This is a genomic window from Pseudomonas sp. GW821-FHT04D07, from assembly GCF_059420225.1.
The window spans coordinates 60,511-82,612 of record NZ_JBWKTH010000004.1 but is presented as its reverse complement, the minus strand read 5'-3'; the positions used below and the strand labels follow the sequence as shown (position 1 = coordinate 82,612).

Here is a 22,102-nt window from a genome sequence, read left to right as displayed (position 1 = left end):
CTGCTGGCCTTGGAACATGACGAATGGCAAAAATTCCATGAAACTTCTCATGCGCGAATAAAAGGGTTCTCGCGCACCTCCTCGCCCAGGCGGCTGTCGGGGCCAACGGGGACGCGCTCATTGCCCTTGGGCACGAGCAATACCAGGGCACCGGCGATGATTTCAAAAATCCCGCTGCCAGCGATGACCATGCCCGCTTCGAAGCGGGCATACAGCGCCGCGCCACAGGCTCCGGCAATCAGGATCGACGCCCCCAGCGCGGCAAAACGCAGCCTGGCCAAGCCGGCGATTTCGCCCTGCCTGAAGGTGGTTTGAATCAGCAGGATAAACGAGATATCGATCAGCGGACCGCCGAGTGCGGCCAGGCCGGCGCCGAACATCATGCCCACCAGCACCTGCTCCGCCGGCAGGTACAGCACCGCCGCGCCGATGATCGCGATGCCCAGGCCGTTGACCACCGAGCCGAAGCTGAAACCACCATACAGGCGGCGCAGTTGCAGGTTGCCGACGACAAAAATGCCGACCAGGTTACCCGCGCCATAAGCCCCCATGATCAGGCCGTAGGCGGCAAAACCATGGACACCAAAGCCCTGGATATCGTATTTGACCACGGCCAGCGCCATGCCGATGGAAATGCCCAGGCTCCAGGCGACATTCCCCAACCCGGCACACACATAGACCGCCTGCATCCGCCGGCGGCCGAGCAGGCTGCGCCAACCGGCGGTGAAGGCGGCACGCCGGCTGGTCAGCCTGCTGGGTTGACGCGGCAAGGCCTTGCCCAGTTTCATCAGCGCCCAGGCCGAGATCAGGAACGTCAGGCTATTGAGGGTAAACAGCTGCTCCAGCGGAATCAGCAGGGTGATGGCCGCCGCCAGCATCGGTCCGATCACCCGCGCCACCCGGATGATCGCGTCGAACAGCGCGTTGAGCGCCTGCAACTGCTCCGGCACCGCGACAATCCGTGGCAGACTGGCGCGCAACGCCGGTTCGAACAAGGAATTGACGATCATCATCAGCATGACCGGCACCGCCAGGGTCCACAGGCTCATCAGCCCCAGCGCCCAGGCCAGCATCGGCATCAGGGCAATCCCGGACCGCACCAGGTCGGCACCGATCATCGTGCGTCGATGGTCCCAGCGTTCGGCCCAGATCCCGCCCAGCAAGGCACCCGCCAACGCCGCGGCACCGCGTAACGCCCCGAGCCAGCTGGCATCGCTGCCGGCAACCTGCACCGCCATCCAGGCCACGGCGATCGCGAACAGCTCATCGCCGATTGCCGAGAGCGCCAGCCCGCCCCAGAGCAACGCCACCGGTCGCTGAAGCAGCGGCCTAAACAGTTTCATCAAGCATCCGGGTGCAATCCCTCTCCAAACGCAGACCAGGGTTTCAGGAGAACGACCCCGAGGCGGCCTCCCGAGACGAATCCCCTCGATACCCGGTCCCAAACGTCGCCTTCAATTGCTCGACACTGCGCACCAACAATTCCTTGAGCTCCGGCAACCATTGCGGATCCTCCAGCACGCGCCTCACCGCCGCCGCATCACCATACAACAGCTCACGCTCCAGGGCACTGGCGCGCAGTGACAAGGCCTGCGCGCCCATGGTGCCGGAGCTGCCCTTGATCGCATGCAGCACCGCCGCCACCGCCGGCCCGTCGCGGTCCTGCAGGTGCGCCGGGAGCAGCGCCAGCTGCTTTTCCAACTCGGAACCGAAACTGTACAAGACGGTGGAGATCAGCTCGAGATTGCTACCGAAGCGACTCATGATCGACGCACGCGCCTCGAGCACGCTATCGACTGAATACCCATGCACCTCGCTCATCATCAGGGGTTGAGGTGCCTCGCGCCCGGTCTGGACGCGCAAGGTCTGCACCAGTTGCTCGAGGTCGATGGGTTTGCTCACATGGTCATTCATGCCCGCCGCGATACAGGCTTCACGGTCGCTGTTGGAGGCATTGGCAGTCATCGCCAGGATCGGCAACAGGGCAAAATGCGCGTGGCGGCGAATCCGCCGCGTCGCCTCCAGGCCATCGATGTCCGGCATCTGGATATCCATCAGCACCGCATCGAACGGCGTCGAAGCCGACATGACCTGGCTGACGCCCTCCAATCCGCCTTCCGCCAGGCTGACCTGGGCGCCTTCGCCTCTCAGCAGCTCGTCGGCGACCTGGCGATTGAGGGCATTGTCTTCCACCACCAACAAGCGCAAGCCGGCCAGGCGCCGAGGACGGGCTGGGCCGGGCAACGCTTCGGGCAGCGGCTCGCTGGTGCTGAAAGCGCGCTGGACCGCATCGGCCAACTGCCGCGGCGTCACCGGTTTGGTGAGAAAACCGACAAAGGGCGCATCGCCTTCGTGGTGCACATCCGCCAGAACCTCACGTCCGTAGGCGGTAATCATGATCACCATCGGCGGCGGCGCGGCTTGCTCCTGCAAGCTGATCAAGCGGGCGGCACTGAGGCCGTCCATGTCCGGCATGCGCCAGTCCATCAACACCACGTCATAGGGTTCGCCACGCAACTGCGCCTTGCGCACCCCCTCGACCGCCAGCGTGCCGCCACTCACCGTGTCGGCGGTCCAGCCCAGGGAACGCACGGTTCGCAGCAGCAGTTCGCAGGCCATGGAGTTGTCGTCGGCGACCAGCAGGCGCATCGTCGAATCGACACCGGGGCAGGACAGCCGCAGGGCTTCCTCGCGGGCCACGTCGAGGCTGATATCGAACCAGAACCGGCTGCCGACACCCACCTCACTCTCCACCTGCAACTCGCCGCCCATCAGGCCCACCAGCCGCTTGCAGATCACCAGACCCAGTCCGGTACCGCCGAAACGGCGGCTGGTCGAGGCTTCCGCCTGGGTGAAGCCGTCAAAGACGCGCTGCAGTTGTTCGGCACTGATGCCGATGCCGGTATCGCAAATCTCGACCCGAACTTTCACCGAGCCGTGCAGGCGCCGCAACTGCCGGATACTGACCACCACCTGGCCCTGCTGGGTGAACTTCAGGGCGTTGCCGGCCAGATTGATCAGCACTTGCTGCAAGCGCAGGCTGTCGCCCACCAGGCTGCCGGGCAAGTTGGAATCCAGGTCGAACATCACCTCGACCTCCTTACTGCCCTGATTGCCCGCCAACACCACCGCCAGGTCACGCATCAGCGGTTCGAGCTCGAAGGGGTGCGGATCCAGGCGCAGCTTGCCGGCCTCGATCTTGGAGTAGTCGAGGATGTCGTTGAGCAGGCCCAGCAGTGACTTGGCCGCCGTCTGGGCCTTGACCACGTAGTCGCGCTGGCGGGCATTGAGGTCGGTGTGCTGGACCAACTGCAACATGCCCATCACCGCGTTCATCGGCGTGCGGATTTCATGGCTCATGTTGGCCAGGAAAAACGACTTGGCGGCGCTGGCGCTGTCGGCGCGGTTCTTGGCCCGCAGCAGGTGCGATTCCAACTCACGTTGGGTGGTGATATCGCGGTTGATACCGGTCACCCGCAGGGCTTGGCCCTGGGCATCGCGCTCGACCTGGGCGCCGGCCTGGATGAAACGTATCCGCCCATCCGGCGCCAGCAGCCGGAAGATCGGGTCATACACCCCCTCCCCGGCAACGGCCGCGGTCAACTGCGCGGCCACCGCCTCGACGTCCTCAGGGTGTACCCGCTCATACCAGTGTGCATAGTTCAAACCGTTATCGCGCAAGCTCAGCGGCTGGCTATAGAACTCGAACATCCGGTCGTTCCATTGCAACCTGTTGTCCGCCAGGGTCCAGGTCCAGATACCCAGTTCGGCCACATCGGCGGCCATCAGCAACTGGTCGCGGATCACCCGGCTCGCCTGCAGGCTCACTTCCAGTTGATGCTCGGCGGCCTTGCGCTGGGTGATATCGACGGCGATGCCCAGATAGCCGATCAGTTGCCCCTCGTCATCACGCAGGTCGGTCACCACCAGGCTGACCGGCACATGGGAGGCATCCTTGCGCACATAGGTCCATTCGCGGGTTTCCGAGTGCTCGAACTCCGGCTTGTGGGCTAAGACCCTGAAACCCTCGATGACCTGTCCATACTCCGCGCTGAGTTCAGCAGCACGCTCGATGATTTCCTGCTCCACGTGGAGGATCGCCGGGGTGGCCTTGCCCAGCAGTTCTTCGGCGCGATAACCGAGCATGTGCTCGGCGCCTTCGTTGAATACACTGATCACACCGTCCAGATCGGTGGCGATGATCGACACCTCGGAGGCCGAACGCAGCACACTGCTGAACAACAGGTTGATCCGCCGCAGCTCCGAGGTCCGCGCTGCCACCTGCTCTTCGAGGCTGGAGTTGAGCTCGAGAATCCGCGCCTCGGCGGCTTTCTGCGCGCTGATATCGCGCAGCGTCTTCGATGCGCCGATCACCCGGCCACTTTCGTCACAGATGGGTGAAACGTTCACCGAAACATAGATGCGGCGACCGTCCTTGCAGCGCCGCAGAGTGTCGAAATGGGTAATCGCCTTACCGCCCGCAATGCCCCTCAGGATCTCGATATCTTCCGAGACCAGCTCAGGCGGCACGATCAGCTTCACCAGCGGCTGACCCACCGCCTCCTGCGCGGTATAGCCCAACAGGTTCTGCGCGCCCTTGTTCCAACTGGTGACGATACCTTCAAGGGTCTTGCCGATGATCGCGTCCGCCGAGCCTTCGACGATCGAGGCCAACCGGGCCTGCTGGGCGATCACCTGCAGACGCCGCTGGGAACTGATCCTGGCAATGGCGGCGAGCGCGGCCAGCAGCAGGCTGGCCAGGATGCCAAGGAAAAGCACCAGCATCGGCGACACCAGGTGCAGGTGCTGCGCGAACAGCGGCAGTGCCTGCACCTCTATCTGCCAGCGCCGACCGAAGACATCCTGTTCCAGGGCATGGGTCATCAAGGCCGCCGGCTGGGCGCCCGACTCATAAGTGCTCTGGTAAAACTGCTCAGGGGCTCCCGGGACAGTGATGTCCCTGAGCCGCAGGTTGACCGCCTCGCCTTGCGGCACCAACCCCTCCAGAACATTCTCGATCTGCAAAGGCGCATAGCCCCAACCGACAATCGCCGCCTCTCGCTCCGACTCGGTGGGCAGCACAATACCGTGCTTGTAGATCGGCAACAGAATCAAGAACGCCTGTTCCGGCTTGTCCAGCGACTGCTCCAGCGTAATCGGCGCGGTGAGCCGCGCTTCGCCCGTGCGCGCGGCCGCCCGTGCCGCCTCGGCCCGGTCAGCCTCCGAGGCGATGTCCAGGCCGAACGCCGCGGAGTGATCGGCGTTGGGCTCCAGGTACTGGACCACATAAAGGTCGCCTTCATGGGGCGCAAACTGGTGAATGCTGAAGTCCGGCTCACCATCGGCGCGGGCTTGCTGCAGGAATGTCCCGAGGTCCTGAGGCGACACCCGGCGGATAAAACCGAACCCGCGGGCACCGGGAAACTCCTTGGACACGTCGCGCATCTGGCTGAAGCGGTGGAAGATCTCCCGCGTCATGCCATCCTCGCCGGCAGTGACAATCGCGCCACGGGTACCGCGCAACCCGTACTGATACAACTGCAACCGGGTCACCACCGACTGCAGCGCTCTTTCGGCGGTGACGCCGAGAGCTTCGCGGGTGCGTTGTTCATTACTGTTCTGCAGGAGCAGACATCCGATGACCGTCACCACCAACCCAAGGGCCAGGATCATCGCAGCGCGCCCATTCAGGGCAGACAGACTCTTTCGTTTCAATACAGACTCCTTTGAGCAATGCGGCTATCCCGGGGACCGGGATGTCGATCTTCGGCGACTGGCCTTGCTGCCCTCATACCGTTCGTGACCATGAAGACAAGAAGGTGCTTATCTGGGTAAACGGCACCGGTCGGCAATACAGAAAGCCCTGCATGATCCGGCAGCCCTGCTCCAGCAGCAGGTCGGCCTGCTGCTGGGTCTCCACGCCTTCGGCCACCAGCTCAAGACCCAGCGCCTGCCCCAGCTTGATGATCGCCTCGACAATGGCCAGATCGCTCTTGTCGAGGAGCATGTCGCGCACGAAGCTCTGGTCGATCTTCAGCACATCAATGGGAAAACGCTTGAGATAGGCCAAGCTCGAATAACCCGTGCCAAAATCGTCGATGGCCACGTGTACGCCCAACTCCTTGAGCGCCATCAGGGTTTCCCGGGCGTTGTCGATGTCCCGGGCCAGGACCCCTTCGGTGATTTCCAGCTCCAGCCATTGCGGCGCCAGACCGGAGTCGCGCAGGATGCCCTTGACCATGCCGAGGAACGACTCTTCACGAAACTGCACGGCGCTGATGTTCACGCTGACACAGACTGGATGGCCCAGTTCATGCAATTTGCAGGTGTCCTTGCAGGCCTGGAGCAACACGTATTTACCGATGGGAATGATCAAGCCGGTTTCTTCGGCCAGGGGAATGAAGTCCGCCGGCGAGACCAGGTTGCCGTCGCCGTTGCGCCAGCGGATCAGCGCCTCCATGCCGACCACGCGCAGGTCCCGGGCATCGACCTTGGCCTGGTAGAACACCTCGAACACCCCTTCCTCGATGGCCGCGCGCATATGCCGTTCAAGCAGGTGCCGGGCGCGCATGCCGCTTTCGATACCGGGAGAAAAGAACAGGTAGCGGTTACGCCCCGCCAGCTTGGCCTGATACATCGCGGCGTCGGCATGTCGGTAGAGCGACTCAAGGTCGTCGCTGTCTTCCGGGAAGACCCCGATACCAATGCTGGCACTCAGGTCGTAGCGCGTGCCCTGCAGCGAAAACGGGCTGGAAATGGCCGTCAGCACCTGCTCGGCAAAATCCCCCACCGCCTCGAAACCGTCCACCTCCGATAACAGGATGATGAACTCGTCGCCGCCCTGGCGACTGAGAGTATCCATGCCGCGCAGCAGCATCGACAGGCGTGTCGCCACATACTTGAGCATCTGGTCACCGACCGAATGCCCCATGGAATCGTTGATGGCCTTGAAGTTGTCCAGGTCCAGCAACAGCATCGCCAGCCGCCCGTGATTGCGCCGGGCCATTTTCAGCGCCTGCTCGGCACGATCCTGCAACAGCATACGGTTGGGCAAGCCGGTCAGGGCGTCGTGGTTGGCCAGGCGCTTGGCTTCATTGCGCAGGGTGATATGGGCGTTGATATGAGCCCTGGCCACCGGGATATTCAAAGGTTTCTGGATAAAGTCGATGCCGCCGTAGCCCAGGGCCTGGAGTTCGTAATCGGCCTGGGCATGGGAGGTGACGAAAATCACCGCGGCGTCGGACAACTTGGGGTCGGCCTTCAGCGCCTTGCAGACCTCGAAGCCGTTCATGCCGGGCATCTCGATATCGAGCAGGACCACATCGGGACGGCATTGGCGCGCGACTCGCAACGCTTCTTCACCGCTGGTGGCGACATGCACCTGGGCCAGATCCCGTACCGACTCGCGGAGGATCAGCGCGTCGGTCGCTTGGTCGTCGACGATCAGGACGACTGGAGCGGGGCTAAATGTGGACTCGCGCATTCCTTGCTCCCAGGCAATTCCTTTGTAATTCATGAACAAAGAGCGCTGACGTGGCCCCATTCTTTACACCCTCGCCAGCCTTCAGTCACTCCAGGCGTTGAAAGGGAGGGTAGACGTCTATTGGTTATAGCTGACGCAAGGCACATAGCCACCCCGCCGAAGCGTCTTCGACGGTACATTTGGTCAAATAGCAGGTATCCCGGTATACGCGAACCCGTAGGAGCCGGCTTGCCGGCGATGAGGCCAGTACCTCCACCACATCATCTGCGTCATATACATCGCTATCGCCAGCAAGCCGGCGCCTACAAGGAGTCGTGGTGTTGTCCAGCGCCCGGCTCAAGCCAGTCAGCGCGATTCGCCCAGCAACCCCAGTTCCTGCGCCCGCGCCACCGCCTGGGTGCGCCGTTCGACCCGCAGTTTGCCGTTGATATGGCTGGCGTGGGTTTTCACCGTATGCAGGGAAATGAACAACTGGTCGCTGATCTCCTGGTTCGAACAGCCCTGGGCGATCAAATGCAGGACGGCCAGTTCACGGCTACTCAGGCTGTCGATGGGCTGCGCCAGCTCTCCGGCCTCGCGCACCGCCTGGGCTGGCAGCAGCGCCAGCAGGCTTTGCCGCAGCGGCGTGTCCGGGCCTTGCAGCAATTGCTCACGCATCCACTGCGGATGCGCTTTGGCCAAGGTCTGGAACGGCAACAAAGCGCCGCCCGTGGTGGCTTCCACCGCGCGGGCGAACAGCGGCCGGGCTTCGGCCTCGCGGGCCGTCGCCAGCAACACCAGCAGCCACTGGTTCCAGGCCATCACGCTGAGCAGTTGAGCGCCGCTGGCCTGGCCCTGCTCCACCAGTTTCACCAGGCGCTGCTGCGCGGCCGCGGGCTGGCCGCGCATGGCTTCGAGCAAGGCCTGCTGCAACTGGATATGCAAGGGCAGTTGCGGGTGGAACTCCGGCGCCGCCGCCGGCTGAGCGCCGTTATAGGTCTGTTCCAGGCGCCCCAGCCAGGCTTCGGCCAGGTCGATGCGGCCCTGGGCCAGCCACAGTTGGCACTTCATCAGGGTGATCATCGCCAGGTAATAAATCGGCGGCACATCCCAGATATGCATCAGACGCTCGGCCTCGGCCAGTTCGGCAAAGGCCTTGGCGAACTCACCGTTGCGCCCTTCCTGGCCGGCAATCACGCAATGCCCCACCAGCACGCTGATATCGCGGCAGGCCCGGGCCTCGTGAAGACCCGCCAACAAGCGAAGGCGCCCGGCTTCGGGTTGCTGGCGCAGGGTCAGCAGGTAACCCTCGTACAGCGTCAACCGGGCGCGGGCGGCATACAGCCGCTGGGCGGACAAACCCTCCAGGCGCTGCAAGCCCTGGCGGACCTCATCCAGCGCACGCAATACCTCGCCACGGGCCTGCAGCACCCGCGCCCGATCGTAATGGGCCAAGGCCTCGAACAAGGGGTTGCCGACCCGCTGGGCCAGCTCCAACGACTCACGATTCAGGCCACGGGCACGCCACAGGTCACCGTCGGCAATCGCCAGGTTGGACAGGGTCGACAGGCACACCAGACGCTGGCCATAGCGCTTGTGCGGCAGGCTGAGCAAGGCTTCGCCGCAATAGGCCTGGGTCTTCTGGCGATCGCCACGGCCACGGGCGATGATCCCGCTCAGGGCCAGCCATTGCGCGAGCATGGACTTCTGCGCGGTGGCCGAGGGTGCGGGCAGGAAGCGGCTCAAGTGACTGGCCAGCTCTTCGGCCGCATCCAGTTGGCAGGCCAGTCCCAAAGCCCAGGCGTAGAGCACGATCAGCCGCGGTGTGCTGACCAGCAGGCGATCGGGCAAGTCGCTTTTCCAGCGCAGCAGCATGCCGACGTTCTGTTCGGCCAGCAGTTGCTCTTCCGAGAGGTTCTGCACCAGGTTCGCCGCCACATCCAGATGCCCGGCGCGCAGGGCCTGTTCCACCGCCTCGTCGAGCAAGCCCTGGCTGCTGAACCAGCGGCAGGCCCGCAGATGCAGACTGGCGGCCGGGACCAGCGCATTGCTCGGTGGACGGCTGCGCAGCAGATCGGAAAACAGGTGGTGATAACGGAACCAGTGGCCGTGTTGGTCCAGCGGCACCAGGAACACCTGGTGCGATTGCAGGTAGCTGAGGATCTGCGCGCTGTCGTGGGACTCGCGAAGCGCATCGCACAGTTCGCTGCAAAAGCGCTCCTGGGGCGCGGTGTCGTAGAGAAAGCTCTGGACCTCGGCTGGCAGGCAGTCGATCACCTCCTCCAGCAGGTAGTCGCGAATCAACCCGGTACCACCTTGCAGGACCTGAGGCAGCGCCGTATCGCTGCTGGCCTGCGCCGCGGCCAATAACCAGAAGCGCAAACCGGCGACCCAACCCTCGCTGCGCTCGATCAGGTTGTTCAGCGCTTCGCCACGCAAGGAACTGCTGTGGCGCTCGAACAGGTCCAGGGATTCGCCGTGGGTCAGGCGCAGGTCTTGCTCGTTCAACTCCAGCAGTTGCCGCGACAGTCGCAGGCGTGCCAGGTGCCACTCCGGCCGCTGTCGGCTGGTGACCAGCACCAGCAAACCCGCGGGCAGGTGGTTGAGGAAGAACTGCAGGCAACGATCCAGCACCGGGCCCTGGGCCAGATGGTAATCGTCGAGCACCAGCAACAGCGGTGTGCTGCTGGACAGGCGCAGCGCCAGTTCGTCGAGCAGGCCGTCCAGCCACTCCTCGAAAGCGAAGGGTTGATGGCGCTGGCGCATTTTCAACAGGCCCAGCGCCTGGCTGCCCAGGTCTGGAAAGTAGTGTTGCAGGCCGTCGAGCAGGCGCTCGAGGAAACGTCCCGGATCGTTGTCCCGCGGACTGAGCCCCAGCCACAGGCTTTGCCAGTGTTCGGGCAGGCTCTGGCAGAACTCCACCGCTAACGAACTCTTGCCGAAACCGGCCGGGGCGCTGACCAGCAACAGACGGCCGTGCAACCCGGCACCCAGGCGTTCGCACAGGCGGGGTCGCAACACATAGCCGTCCGGCAATGGCGGACGGTAGAAGCGTCCTTCCGAGGCAGGTATGGCCGGGCCCATAGGACCTTGCATACGGGACAGATCAGTCATGGCCGGCTCTTGTTGAAGGGCTGTTATCGGCGGGCAGTTGTTCGCAGACTAGCGGTAAAAAGCGCCGTAATGAAGGCTTATTGTCGTAATTTTGTCGAAAAGCATCGACTTTGAAATATTTAGCGACATATATCCCGCAAGCAAAAAAACGCCCCGAACCAGCCGGGGCGTTTCAACGCAGGATGCGCCTGCGCTTGTAACGGGGTTGCATGTGGGAGCGATGTCTATTTGGGAGCAGAACTTGTTTGGGGGCAGAACTTTTGTGGGAGCGGTGCTTGCCCGCGAAGCTTTTAGCGACTTTAACGGCCCCTTCGCGGGCAAGCACCGCTCCCACAGGGACTGTGTTCAACCTTCAGTGATGGACATTGACCTCATTCCCCTTTCGCGGGCAATCGATCATCGACCGGCGCTGCTCCCACAGTTTCAGCGAACGCCGTCCTGGCGCAAGGCAGCTGGGGTGAAATCGCTGGTGGTGGCGGTAAAGCCGAAGTCATACGCCTGCTTCTCTTCGTTCTTCATGCCCAGCGCCAGGTAGCGACCGGACTGCAGGTCGTAGAGGGTTTCCAGGGCGTACCACGGCACTTGCTTGTCGTAGTAGTTCTCGGCATGGGCTTCGGCGACACGCCAGAGTTGCCCGCGACCGTCGTAGTGGTCGATCACCGCCGCCTGCCAGGTGTCTTCGTCGATATAGAAGTCACGCTTGGCGTAGATATGGCGCTGGCCTTCCTTCAGGGTCGCGACCACGTGCCAGACGCGGCGCAGCTCGTAACGCGCCAGGTCCTGGTTGATATGGCCGGCCTTGATGATGTCGGCGTACTTGAGCTGCGGCGAATCGAGCTTGTAGCTGTCGGAGGCGATGTACATCTCCTGCTTGCCTTCGAGCTTCCAGTCGTAGCGGTCCGGCGCGCCGTTGTACATGTCCAGGTTGTCGGAGGTGCGCAGGCCGTCGGCGGCGGTACCCGGGCCGTCATAGGAGACTTGCGGGGCACGTCGCACACGGCGCTGGCCGGCGTTGTAGACCCAGGCCGAACGCGGCTCCTTGACCTGGTCGAGGGTTTCGTGGACCAGCAGCACGCCACCGGCCAGGCGTGCCGGCGCGGTCACTTTCTGCTTGAAGTAGAAGAGGATATTGCCGGGGTTGGCCGGATCGTAGTCCTTCATCTTGTCGCGGAAGACGAACTGGTCCTGGAAGTACACCAGGCTGTAAGAGCCATTGGCCTGGGGCGTGGCCTGGGTCACCAGACGGGTCACGCTGCCGCCGCGATAGCGGGTGATGTGGTTCCAGATCACCTCCACGCCACTTTTCGGGATCGGGAACGGCACGGCGGTCTTGAAGTTTTCCAGACCGTTGCCGCCGCTGACCAGGTTGGTCCTGGAGGCGTTTTCCTTGATCGCGGCAAACACCTCATCCGGCACGGTGGCACCGCGATGGGACGGGTAGACCGGCATCTTGAAGGTCTCCGGGTAGCGCTTGAACATCGCGTATTGCCCCGGGGCCAGCTTGTCCTTGTACTGCTCGACGTTCTGCGCAGTGATGATGAACAGCGGCTTTTCACTGGCGTACGGATCGGAGAGGAAACCCTTGCTGTCGGCCGTGCCGATGGTCTTCGCCATCGGCGTCCAGGCCGGGATGCTGCCGGCGGCATTGCCGGCCTTTTCCGCGCCCATCGGGGTCAGGCTCGCGCCCAGTTTCGCCGCTTCGTCGGCGGACACCGCCGCCATCACGCCGCTGGCCAGCAACGACAATCCCAGCACACCGACCTGAAGCAGATTCTTGGTGATTTTCATCTTTTTGTTCTTCCTGAAATTCAGCGTACTTAGAAGTTCATGCCAACGCTCAGCGCGACGAAGTCACGGTCATCCACCGTGCTGTAGTCGCCACCGAAGAAATTGGTGTAGTTCAGGCTCGCGGTGTAGGTGTTCTGGTACTCGGCATCAAGGCCCAGGCTGACCGCCTTGCGCCCCTGTTCGAAGTTGCCGCCAGGGCCCGGCGAATAACCTTTCACATCATGGGACCAGGCCACGTTGGGCTTGAGGTTCACCCCGGCGAAGACATCCGGGTATTCCCAGATGGCCCGGGCGCGATAACCCCAGGAAGTGGCGGTGGTGAAGCCGTCGTTGTTGCAGTTGCTGCTGCGGTTGCTGGCGTCCGCGCCGGGCCCGGCGCCATTGATCGTGCCGCTATTGAGGGTTGGGCAAAAACCGTTCGGCAAGGTGCCCGGCCCATAGACCGGATCCCGGCCGTAGCGAACCTTGTCCCGACTTTCCAGGCCGCCCACATAGGTGATCCCGGCTTCACCGACCAGGGTCAGGCGACTGGCGCCCATGACCTGATCGAAGAAATGCGTGAAGGTGGTCTGGAACTGGGTGATTTCCTTGCGGTTATAGCCGTTGATCGTCTGCCCCGGCGAACCCTTGATGATCGAGGCATTCCCCAGGCCTGGCAACGGTGTGACACCGGCATACAGGATATCGGTGGAGCTGATCTGCACCGGCGCATTCGGCCGGTAGCTCAATTCGCCACTCCAGGCGGTACCGGTGGGCAAGGTGGTGGAGAAGCTCAAGCCATACAGGCGAATGTTCTCCGGGTACTCCATGAAGTAGCTGGAGTTGCCGGCCACCACCAAGGGGGCCGCCGTACCGAGGAACGGAGCACTATTGAAGACCGCCTGGGAGGCGCCCTTGGCACTGAAGATTGGCGCGCGACTGTGGTAGTTCATGAAATAGGCGCCGAACTCGGTGTCCAGCGGCTCGAAGTTGTAATGCATGGCCAAGCCGAACTGGCCGCCACTGCTGGGGTCCTGGTCGGGTGTACGTCGAACCAGGACACCTTCGCCGTTGATATCGACACCCAATGGCCGTAGCCCCGCTTGCTGAGCCGGGCTGATCGTGGCGGTCGAGTTCAAGACCCGCAGGTTATTGTCACAACCATGCGAGGAAATGTCCGACTGCGAGAAGAAGGTGCCGCAGTTGTCGGTGACCGTCGAATCCCAGCCTATCTGGTAGAAGCCTTCCGCCGAGAGGTTATCGGTGAGGCTCTGGTTCATGTAGAACATGTTGACCGGAATCAGGCCTTCCTTGATCTCGGCGCCTGGACGACGGAATGCCGACACATCGATCGGGTTGATCGAGTTGATCCCGCCACCGATAAAGGTGCTTTCGCCCCAGCTCACCACCTGTTTGCCCAGGCGCACGGTGCCCGGCAGGTCGGCAATGCTGTAGTTGTGATAGACGAAAGCATCGAGGATCTCCCCGCCGGAAGACTTGGCACCTTCCTGGCGGCCATCGTTGCTGACGTTCTTGAAGTCGAGGTCCTGGTTCTGCAAGGCAAAGTCGTACCAATACTTGCCGCGCACGAACACACCGGTATCGCCGTATTTCAATTCAAGGTCATGCACACCCTTGAAGATCTTCGAAAAGGTATCGCCGGCCTTGAAGTTCAAGTGTCCGTCATCGGAGGTCTGCGACAACCCCGCGCCGCCATTGTTGACGCCGATCAGGTTTTTGTTGGGATTCTGCGTCGACCAACTGGCCCCCAGCGACAGGGACGAGTCGAAGCTGCCCTCGATCTCACCGACATTGAAACTGACGCCAAAAGCGGGACCGGCGAGCGTAGAGGCGAGGCTGACGGCCAAGGGCAGTTTCGCCCGGCGCCAGAACGGGTTTAACACGATCATCGACATACTCCATGTGCTTTTATTGTTTTGGCAGTGAGCACCTTCAGGAACGCCTCGGACGAAAGGGAAGCAGACACTCCCATCCATCGCCCGAAGTGGCGGCCCGGCGTATCGCCGGCCTGCCCCACTCCTGAAAATCTGTCCGCGGACTATAGCCAGCAGCCAGTACCGCTTGATCCCTCTAAAGTGTGATTTGCACCCTGGGGCCACTGCACAAACAATGCGTTCGCCAAGCCGCTGAAAAGCGGCGGGCAAGAATGACTGAAAATTCGAATTCGACAAGCCAAGCGCTTGCTTGGTGGGGCTGCCACGCCCTTTCGGGCGTGGCGGGGACACCTCAAAGGGTCGAGAGGAAACTGCTATTGCTGGCCTGCCATTGGACGATATCGATGCGGATGCGCTTCTTGTCCAGTTTGCCGACGCTGGTCTTGGGAATTTCAGTAACAAGGGCGATCTGGCTCGGGATCGCCCACTTGCTCAAGTGGCCCTGTTCGACGAAGGGCTTGAGGTGCTCCTTGAGTTCGCGGGCACCGATCACATGGCCTTCACGCAATACCAGCAAGGCGAACGGACGCTCGCCCCATTGCGGATCGGCAATGCCCACCACGGCTACTTCACGTACCGCCGGGTGGCGGCTGACCAGGTCTTCCAGGGCCAGGGAGGAGATCCATTCGCCGCCGGTCTTGATCACGTCCTTGATCCGGTCGCGAATGTCGATCACCCCCAGGCCGTCCAGGGTCGCCACGTCGCCAGTGTGCAACCAGCCGCCGGCCCAGAGCTCGGCGCCCTTCTGCGGTTCGTTGTAATACCCCTCGGTCAGCCAGGGTGCGCGCAGCACCAGTTCGCCCTGGGTCTCGCCGTCTGCCGGGAGGAAGTTGCCGTCCTCGTCGACAATCGCCGCTTCCACCAACGGCCCGGGCACGCCGGCCTTGATCCGGTAGGTGGTGCGTTCGTCCTCGCTGCCGGCCATCAGCTCGTCGCTGAGGTGCGCGCAGGACACCAGCGGGCCGGTTTCCGACATGCCATAGGCGGCAGTCAACTGAATGCCCTTGCTCTTGGCGGTCTCATACAGCGTGCGGTTCAACGCACTGCCGCCGATGACCATCTTCCAGCCCTTGAAGTCGGTGCCCTGGGCCGCCTTGGCGTTGAGCACCATCTGCAGGATGGTCGGCACGCAGTGGGAAAAGGTGACCTTTTCCCTGCGCCATAGCTCCACCAGCAGCTCCGGATCGTAGCGGCCGGGATAGACCTGCTTGAGCCCGAGCATGGTCGCCACATAGGGCAGGCCCCAGGCGTGCACGTGGAACATCGGGGTGATCGGCATGTAGACGTCGTTGGTGCCCAGCAGGCGCACGCTGTCGATACAGCCCATGATGGTCGCCACGCCCAGGGTGTGCAGCACCAGTTGCCGATGGGTGAAGTACACGCCTTTCGGGTTGCCGGTGGTACCGGTGGTGTAGAAGGTGGTGGCGACCGAGTTCTCGTCGAAATCCTCGAAGTCGTAGACCGGGCTCGCCGCCGCCAGCAGTTGCTCGTACTCGCCCACCAGGTTCGGCAACTCGGCGCTCTTGTCCTCGGTGTCGGTGAGCAGCAGGGTCTTGTCCACCGTGGTCAGCTGCCCGGCAATCGCCTGGTACAGGCCGACGAACTCGCTGTTGACCAGCACGAAGCGGTCCTCGGCGTGGTTCATGGTGTAGAGGATCTGCTCGGGCGAGAGGCGCACGTTGATGGTGTGGATCACCGCGCCGATCATCGGGATGGCGAACATGCATTCCAGGTAGCGATGGCTGTCCCAGTCCATCACCGCGACGGTATCGCCGGCCTTGACTCCCGCCGCAGTGAGCACGTTGGCCAGCCGGGCGACCCGCTCGCTCAAGGTCGGATAGCTGTAGCGCAGCTTGTCGCGATAGACGATCTCGCGGGTTTTCTCGTAGCGGCTGCCGGACATCAGCAAGCGCTTGATCAACAGGGGGTATTGATAAGCCCCTTCGGCGGGCGGAATGATACGAGTCTGCAACATGGAGCTTCCTTGGTCTGTCTGCACGGTCGTGGCTAAAGATAGGCACTCTAGAGCCGTCGCGCACTCACTAAATCACCCAAAGGAATGATTTGCAGACGAACGTGAGTGCTAGCTCACAGCCAGCACCCACGGAAACCTCCGCCAAAGCTCAGGCCGGCTGCCCGGCGGGCTGCTGGGCCGGGGTGCGCGGAAACACCAGGGCGGCAACAAACGTCAGCGCGGCGAAGCCCGCGAGGATCAGGTACAGGCCGGCGAAACCCTGGCGCGGCTCGACAAAGGCGATCAACGGAATGGCCGTCGCGCTGGCCCCGAACGACAGGCAGTAGCGCAAGGCAAAGACCCGCGATTGCCACTGCGGCGCGACAAAATTGGCGACCATCGCGTCATTCACCGTCACCTGGCCGAACACCACGAACATCAGCGCCGCGCCCAGGACCATCACCGCCAGGCCGTCGACATAGGCCAATCCGAACAGCAAGGGCGCCTGGCACAGGGTCAGGACCACGAACGGCCATTTCAGACTCATGCGGTCGAGCATCCGGCCGATGCTCAACTGCGCCACCGCGCCAAAGGCGTAGGCCAGGCTGACGATCACACCGAGCCACTGCGGCGACGCGAGCCATTCATGCAGGCGCTCCTGGAACAGCTTCGGGTAGGTCATGGTGGTGGCGTTGAACACCACCCCGCCGGTGGCCGTGACCAGCGCCAGGACGCTGAACACCATGATCATGGAAATCTGCTGGCCGCTGGCGTTGCGCAGTTTCACATGGGGCTGCAGCGGGATGGGCTCTTCGCGCACCTGCAGGGCAAACAGCACACCGAGAATGATCGACACCGCCCCCGGCAGGATAAACGCCGAACGCCAGCCGAACTGCGCCACCAGAAAGCCGCTGACCAGCGCCGAAAACGCCACGCCGAGGTTGCCCCACATGCCGTTGACGCCGATTTCACGGCCTCGGTTCTGCGCATAGCTGACCAGCATCGCGGTGCCCACCGGGTGGTAGATCGCGGCGAAGACACCCACCAGGGTCAACCCCAGGGTCAGCATCGGCGCCGTACTGCTCAGGCCGGTAAAGATCGACGCGGTGCCGATCCCGAAGAAGAACAGCAGCATCATGCTGCGCCGGCTCCAGTGGTCCCCCAACCAGCCAGCCGGCAGCGAACAGGCGCCGAAGGCAATGAAGCCACCCAGGGACAGGCCGATCATCTGGGCGAAGTCGAGACCAAAGGCCTGGCCCATGCCCAGCACGGCGGCGGGGTAGATCAGCATGAACATGTGGTCGATCACATGGGCTGCATTGATGTAGCGGATTACGTTTCGGGGTTGGTTCATCACGGCACACGTCAGGATGGTTAGCGGTCCGTTATGCTAAATTGGCGATAAAACGCATACCTGCCAACAAACTCATCAAACCAGACAGACTGATGGAATCGGACATGTTAATCAGCCACTTCCTGCACGGCCCGGTCAGCGCCTATCCCCGCGATTACGTCGATGGCGCGCACCAGGAACTGCACGTCCATCAGGAAGCGCAGTTGCTCTATGCCGTGTGCGGAGTGATGCGCCTGGTCACCGCCGAAGGCGCGTGGATCATCCCGCCGACCCGCGCCGTGTGGATTCCGCCCTGGGTCGAGCATGAGATTTTCATGAGCGGCGAGGTGCGCATGCGCTCGTTATTTATCGCCGCCGAATATTCGCCGGCCAACCTCCACGGCTGCTGCGTGCTGGCGGTGACACCGTTGCTGCGAGAGTTGATCGTGCGGGCGGTGCAAGGGCCGGAACAGGCGAGAAATCCGCTGATCCAGCAGCTTATGCTGGAGGAACTGGCCGCCCTGGAGAATCTGCCGCTGCATATCCCGATGCCGACCGACCGGCGCCTGCAACGGATCTGCCTGGCCCTGCTGGAAACCCCGGATCACCCCAACAGCCTGGAAGACTGGGCACAACAGGTCGGCGCCAGTACCCGGACCCTGGCGCGGTTGTTCCAGCAGCAAGTGCGGATGAATTTCAATGCCTGGCGCCAGCAACTACGCCTGATGGAGGCCTTGCCACGCCTGATCGCCGGGGAAAGCGTGCAGCACGTGGCCAAGGTATTGGGCTATGGCAGCGCCCGGGCCTTCAGTTCGATGTTTCGCCGCCTGCTCGGCGACAACCCGCGGGACTACCTGAATGCCTTGAATCAGTTCAAAGCGATCAATGCATCTCGGTGAAGGCCAACTTGACCCCGATGGCGATCAACACCGCGCCCATGGTCCGGTCGAACCAGTGGCCCATGCGGGCGAAACCGGCGCGGACACGCTGCTGGCTGAACAGCATCGCCACCAGGCAGAACCACAGCGCGGTGGCGACGGCCAGGTAAACGCCGTAACCGGCCTGGACCAGCAGCGGCGTGTGCGGATTGATCACCACGGTGAACAGCGAGAGGAAAAACAGCGTGGCCTTGGGGTTCAGGCCATTGGTCACAAAGCCCGAGGTGAAGGCGCCGCGAGCGGTGCGCTCGCCCACCTGCAAGGCCAGGTCGTCGGTCGCAGGCTTGGCCGGCTTGGCGCGGATGGCCTTGAAGCCGATGTACAGTAGATAGGCCGCCGCCAACCATTTCAAAGCGTTGAACAGCACGATCGATTGCGACACGATCAGGCCAATACCCAGCAACGAGTAGCCCACGTGCAGGAAAATCGCCGTGCCGACGCCCAGCGCGGTCCAGGTGCCGGCACGTCGGCCATGGGTCACGCTCTCGCGCACTACCACGGCGAAGTCGGGACCGGGACTGGCCACCGCCAGCAGGTGAATCAGGGCAACGGTCAGGAATTCCGTCAGGTAGATGGACACGTTGGTGGGCTCCTCAGTCACTGAATAGGTCTGTTAGGCTGGCTACCTTACGCCTTCACCCGACAGCACAAAAGGTACAGTTGATGAGCAACTCCCGCCGCGCGGTATTCCTCGATCACCCTTCCCTGGATCTCGGCGATCTGGACCTCGATCCGCTGCGGGCCTGCTTCGACGAGCTGCGGCTGTGTGCCACGACCACGCCGGAGACGGTCGTCGAACACCTGAAAGGCGCCAGCGTCGCCATCAGCAACAAGGTCCCGTTGACCGCCGCCACCCTGGCCGCCTGTCCCGACCTGAAGCTGATCCTGATCAGCGCCACCGGCACCAACAATGTCGACCTGGCCGCCGCCCGCGCCCAGGGCATTACCGTGAGCAACTGCCAGGGCTACGGCACGCCGTCGGTGGCCCAGCACACCCTGATGCTGCTGCTGGCCCTGGCCACGCGCCTGACCGATTACCAGAAAGCCGTGGGCGAAGGCCGCTGGCAACAGGCCAAACAGTTCTGCCTGCTGGACTTCCCGATTGTCGAGCTGGAAGGCAAGACCCTCGGCCTGCTCGGCCATGGCGAACTCGGCGGTGCGGTGGCGCGACTCGCCGAAGCCTTCGGCATGCGCGTATTGCTCGGGCAGATTCCCGGACGCCCGGCCCGGGCCGATCGCGTGCCGCTGGCTCAACTGCTGCCACAGGTCGACGCGCTGACCCTGCACTGTCCGCTCAACGAATACACCCGCCACTTCATCGGCGCCGCTGAACTCGCGCAGCTCAAGCCCGGGGCCTTCGTGGTCAATACCGCCCGCGGCGGCCTGATCGACGAACTGGCCCTGGCCGATGCCCTGCGCAGCGGCCACCTGGGCGGGGCCGCCAGCGATGTGCTGAGCGTCGAACCACCGACCAACGGCAACCCACTGCTGGCCGGCGATATCCCGCGCCTGATCATCACCCCGCATAACGCCTGGGGCAGCCGTGAAGCCCGGCAACGAATCGTCGGGCAGTTGGCGGAAAACGCCCGGGGTTTCTTCAACGGTGAAGCGTTGCGGGTTGTCAGTTGATAGACTGCGGCACTTTTTTTCAGGGAGCAGACCATGGATCCGCGCAGTGAAGTACTGCTTCGTCAGGCCGAGTATTTCCAGGGCAAACTGTTGCTCGTCGGGCTGCCCGCCGACGACCTGCTCGGACGCCTGCCCAACGCCCACGGCTGGTGCTGGCACGCCGGCGATCAGGCGGCACTCGAAGCGCGCTTCGAAGGCCGCAGCCAGTTTGGCGTGAATATCCCCGAGATGCCGTTCGACAGCGCCGTGGTGTTCTTGCCCAAGGCCAAGGACCTGACCGACTACCTGCTCAACGCCGTGGCCTCGCGCCTGCCCGGCGGCGAGGTGTTCCTGGTCGGGGAAAAACGCAGCGGTATCGAAGCCGCGGCCAAGCAGCTCAACCCCTTCGGCAAGCCGCGCAAGCTCGACAGCGCCCGGCATTGCCAGCTGTGGCAGGTCACCGTGGCCGAGGCGCCGCTCGCCCAGCCACTGGAAAGCCTGGCCCGACACTATGAACTGGACCTGGCCGAAGGGCCGCTCAAGGTGGTCAGCCTGCCCGGGGTGTTCAGCCACGGCCGGCTGGATCGCGGCAGCGCCCTGCTGCTGGAGCATCTGGACAAACTGCCGAGCGGCAACCTGCTGGACTTCGGTTGTGGCGCCGGCGTACTCGGCGCGGCCGTGAAACGCCGTTACCCGCACAACCACGTCATCCTGCTCGACGTCGATGCTTTTGCCACCGCCAGCAGTCGCCTGACCCTGGCCGCCAACGGCCTCGACGGCGAAGTGCTGACCGGTGACGGCATCGATGCCGCACCCATGGGCTTGAGTGCGATCCTGAGCAACCCGCCGTTCCATGTCGGGGTCCACACCGATTACCTGGCAACGGAGAACTTGCTGCGAAAAGCCGCCAAACATCTGAAAAACGGCGGCGAACTTCGACTGGTGGCGAACAGTTTCCTGCGCTATCAGCCGTTGATAGAAGAGCATCTGGGGCGCTGTGTGACCAAGGCCGAGGGCCAGGGCTTTCGGGTCTACAGCGCCAAGCGCGGCTGAAAAAGAAGGCTTGCGCAATGGATTTTGCCTAGGCAGAATCCGCTCCGTCCTAGGGGAGTAGTCTCCCACGAGCGCCACGCTCGTCCGGCATGCGTCAACATACTTGGTCAACAGACCATGGCGCATGCGACCCAGGGTCCGCACAGACGGGCCCAGGGTTTGACAAGACCTATGACACGCACACCTTACCCGGGGCGGGAAGGCTGTACGTGTCATAGCCGTGTCGACCCGCCCCTTAGGAAAACCTGATGCTGGATTCCCTGCTCGTCCCCACTGCAATCGTTGCCTTGGCCGAAATCGGCGACAAGACGCAGCTGCTCGCGCTCATTCTGGCGGCTCGCTTTCGCAAACCCTGGCCGATCATTGCCGGTATCGTCGCGGCAACCCTGGCCAACCATGCGGCAGCCGGTGCGCTAGGCGCCTGGTTCGGCAGTTTCTTCTCCGATGCGGTGCTGCACTGGATCCTCGCGGCGAGCTTTACCGCCACCGCCCTGTGGACCCTGGTGCCGGACAAAATCGATGATGACGAGACCACCACGGCGCGCAAATTCGGCCCGTTCCTGACCACCCTGATCGCGTTCTTCCTCGCCGAAATCGGTGACAAGACTCAGATCGCCACGGTGATGCTGGCGGCGCAATATCCGGAGCTGTGGCTAGTGATCATCGGCACCACCCTGGGCATGTTGATCGCCAACGTGCCGGTGGTACTGGCGGGCAACTTCGCGGCTGACAAATTGCCGTTGACCCTGATCCGGCGCCTGGCGGCAACGGCGTTCTTCATCCTCGCGGCGGTCGCGGTGTACAAGGCGATGCAGAGCAGCGGCTGGATCTAGAGCAAGTCCCTTGTTGGGATATTGAAAACGCCACGTAACCTGTAGGAGCCGGCTTGCCGGCGATGGCGTCCGAATGGGCAGCGCA

Annotated in this window: 13 protein-coding genes and 1 riboswitch; of the genes, 4 read left to right on the top strand and 9 right to left on the bottom strand. The window is 63.1% G+C overall.

The genetic code is table 11. The annotated features are described in order from the left end of the window. Positions 1 to 47 precede the first annotated feature (47 nt). From AC07T0_RS07780 to AC07T0_RS07745, 8 genes are all read right to left on the bottom strand, one after another. Positions 48 to 1,343, bottom strand: coding sequence for an MFS transporter (locus tag AC07T0_RS07780; RefSeq protein WP_495000615.1), 1,296 nt, complete (start codon positions 1,341 to 1,343; stop codon positions 48 to 50). Between the two features lie 43 nt (positions 1,344 to 1,386). Beyond that, complete coding sequence (locus AC07T0_RS07775) at positions 1,387 to 5,673, bottom strand: CHASE domain-containing protein (RefSeq protein WP_495000787.1); 4,287 nt, start codon at positions 5,671 to 5,673, stop codon at positions 1,387 to 1,389. A gap of 115 nt (positions 5,674 to 5,788) precedes the next feature. After that, complete coding sequence (locus tag AC07T0_RS07770) at positions 5,789 to 7,483, bottom strand: putative bifunctional diguanylate cyclase/phosphodiesterase (protein ID WP_495000614.1); 1,695 nt, start codon at positions 7,481 to 7,483, stop codon at positions 5,789 to 5,791. A gap of 345 nt (positions 7,484 to 7,828) precedes the next feature. Beyond that, positions 7,829 to 10,576: a winged helix-turn-helix domain-containing protein gene (locus AC07T0_RS07765; protein WP_495000613.1), complete on the bottom strand. Its 2,748-nt coding sequence runs from the start codon at positions 10,574 to 10,576 to the stop codon at positions 7,829 to 7,831. A 423-nt stretch (positions 10,577 to 10,999) separates the two neighbouring features. Then, a complete protein-coding gene (locus tag AC07T0_RS07760; protein ID WP_495000612.1) occupies positions 11,000 to 12,364 on the bottom strand; it encodes a DUF1329 domain-containing protein in 1,365 nt (454 codons plus the stop codon). Between the two features lie 29 nt (positions 12,365 to 12,393). After that, the gene (locus AC07T0_RS07755; protein ID WP_495000611.1) at positions 12,394 to 14,253 is read right to left on the bottom strand and encodes a DUF1302 domain-containing protein; all 1,860 of its coding nucleotides are present in this window, start codon (positions 14,251 to 14,253) and stop codon (positions 12,394 to 12,396) included. Between the two features lie 337 nt (positions 14,254 to 14,590). Then, entirely contained in the window at positions 14,591 to 16,273 is a 1,683-nt protein-coding gene (locus AC07T0_RS07750) for a fatty acid--CoA ligase (protein ID WP_495000610.1), read from the bottom strand. A gap of 148 nt (positions 16,274 to 16,421) precedes the next feature. After that, positions 16,422 to 17,606 carry an MFS transporter gene (locus AC07T0_RS07745; protein WP_495000609.1) on the bottom strand — a complete coding sequence of 395 codons (1,185 nt, stop codon included), beginning with the start codon at positions 17,604 to 17,606 and terminating at the stop codon, positions 16,422 to 16,424. Positions 17,607 to 17,710: 104 nt separating this feature from the next. Here AC07T0_RS07745 and AC07T0_RS07740 point away from each other — a divergent pair, with 104 nt between their 5' ends. Next, on the top strand, positions 17,711 to 18,484 hold the full coding sequence (locus AC07T0_RS07740; RefSeq protein ID WP_495000608.1) for an AraC family transcriptional regulator: 774 nt from the start codon (positions 17,711 to 17,713) through the stop codon (positions 18,482 to 18,484). On the opposite strand, the gene AC07T0_RS07735 is transcribed toward AC07T0_RS07740, so the two are convergent. Further along, positions 18,468 to 19,097 (bottom strand): LysE family translocator, encoded by a 630-nt coding sequence (locus tag AC07T0_RS07735; protein WP_248799016.1) that lies wholly within the window; start codon positions 19,095 to 19,097, stop codon positions 18,468 to 18,470. The two genes, AC07T0_RS07740 and AC07T0_RS07735, sit on opposite strands and share 17 nt — an antisense overlap. Before the next feature lie 89 nt (positions 19,098 to 19,186). On the opposite strand from AC07T0_RS07735, the gene AC07T0_RS07730 reads away from it, so the two are divergent. The 3 genes from AC07T0_RS07730 to AC07T0_RS07720 all read left to right on the top strand — a co-directional run bounded on the left by AC07T0_RS07730 (position 19,187) and on the right by AC07T0_RS07720 (position 22,017). Beyond that, on the top strand, positions 19,187 to 20,152 hold the full coding sequence (locus AC07T0_RS07730; protein ID WP_495000607.1) for a 2-hydroxyacid dehydrogenase: 966 nt from the start codon (positions 19,187 to 19,189) through the stop codon (positions 20,150 to 20,152). A gap of 33 nt (positions 20,153 to 20,185) precedes the next feature. Then, positions 20,186 to 21,184 (top strand): methyltransferase, encoded by a 999-nt coding sequence (locus tag AC07T0_RS07725; RefSeq protein WP_495000606.1) that lies wholly within the window; start codon positions 20,186 to 20,188, stop codon positions 21,182 to 21,184. A gap of 39 nt (positions 21,185 to 21,223) precedes the next feature. Beyond that, positions 21,224 to 21,345, top strand: a riboswitch (yybP-ykoY riboswitch). Between the two features lie 87 nt (positions 21,346 to 21,432). After that, positions 21,433 to 22,017, top strand: coding sequence for a TMEM165/GDT1 family protein (locus AC07T0_RS07720; RefSeq protein ID WP_495000605.1), 585 nt, complete (start codon positions 21,433 to 21,435; stop codon positions 22,015 to 22,017). The last annotated feature ends 85 nt before the right edge of the window (positions 22,018 to 22,102 follow it).

Bases quoted from the DNA above. Each gene is read 5' to 3' on its own strand.
- AC07T0_RS07780 (WP_495000615.1), bottom strand. From the start codon at position 1,343: ATGAAACTGTTTAGGCCGCTGCTTCAGCGACCGGTGGCGTTGCTCTGG.
- AC07T0_RS07750 (WP_495000610.1), bottom strand. From the start codon at position 16,273: ATGTTGCAGACTCGTATCATTCCGCCCGCCGAAGGGGCTTATCAATAC.
- AC07T0_RS07725 (WP_495000606.1), top strand. From the start codon at position 20,186: ATGGATCCGCGCAGTGAAGTACTGCTTCGTCAGGCCGAGTATTTCCAG.
- AC07T0_RS07720 (WP_495000605.1), top strand. From the start codon at position 21,433: ATGCTGGATTCCCTGCTCGTCCCCACTGCAATCGTTGCCTTGGCCGAA.
- AC07T0_RS07765 (WP_495000613.1), bottom strand. From the start codon at position 10,576: ATGACTGATCTGTCCCGTATGCAAGGTCCTATGGGCCCGGCCATACCT.
- AC07T0_RS07730 (WP_495000607.1), top strand. From the start codon at position 19,187: ATGAGCAACTCCCGCCGCGCGGTATTCCTCGATCACCCTTCCCTGGAT.
- AC07T0_RS07745 (WP_495000609.1), bottom strand. From the start codon at position 17,606: ATGAACCAACCCCGAAACGTAATCCGCTACATCAATGCAGCCCATGTG.
- AC07T0_RS07740 (WP_495000608.1), top strand. From the start codon at position 17,711: ATGTTAATCAGCCACTTCCTGCACGGCCCGGTCAGCGCCTATCCCCGC.
- AC07T0_RS07755 (WP_495000611.1), bottom strand. From the start codon at position 14,253: ATGATCGTGTTAAACCCGTTCTGGCGCCGGGCGAAACTGCCCTTGGCC.
- AC07T0_RS07770 (WP_495000614.1), bottom strand. From the start codon at position 7,483: ATGCGCGAGTCCACATTTAGCCCCGCTCCAGTCGTCCTGATCGTCGAC.
- AC07T0_RS07760 (WP_495000612.1), bottom strand. From the start codon at position 12,364: ATGAAAATCACCAAGAATCTGCTTCAGGTCGGTGTGCTGGGATTGTCG.
- AC07T0_RS07775 (WP_495000787.1), bottom strand. From the start codon at position 5,673: ATGATCCTGGCCCTTGGGTTGGTGGTGACGGTCATCGGATGTCTGCTC.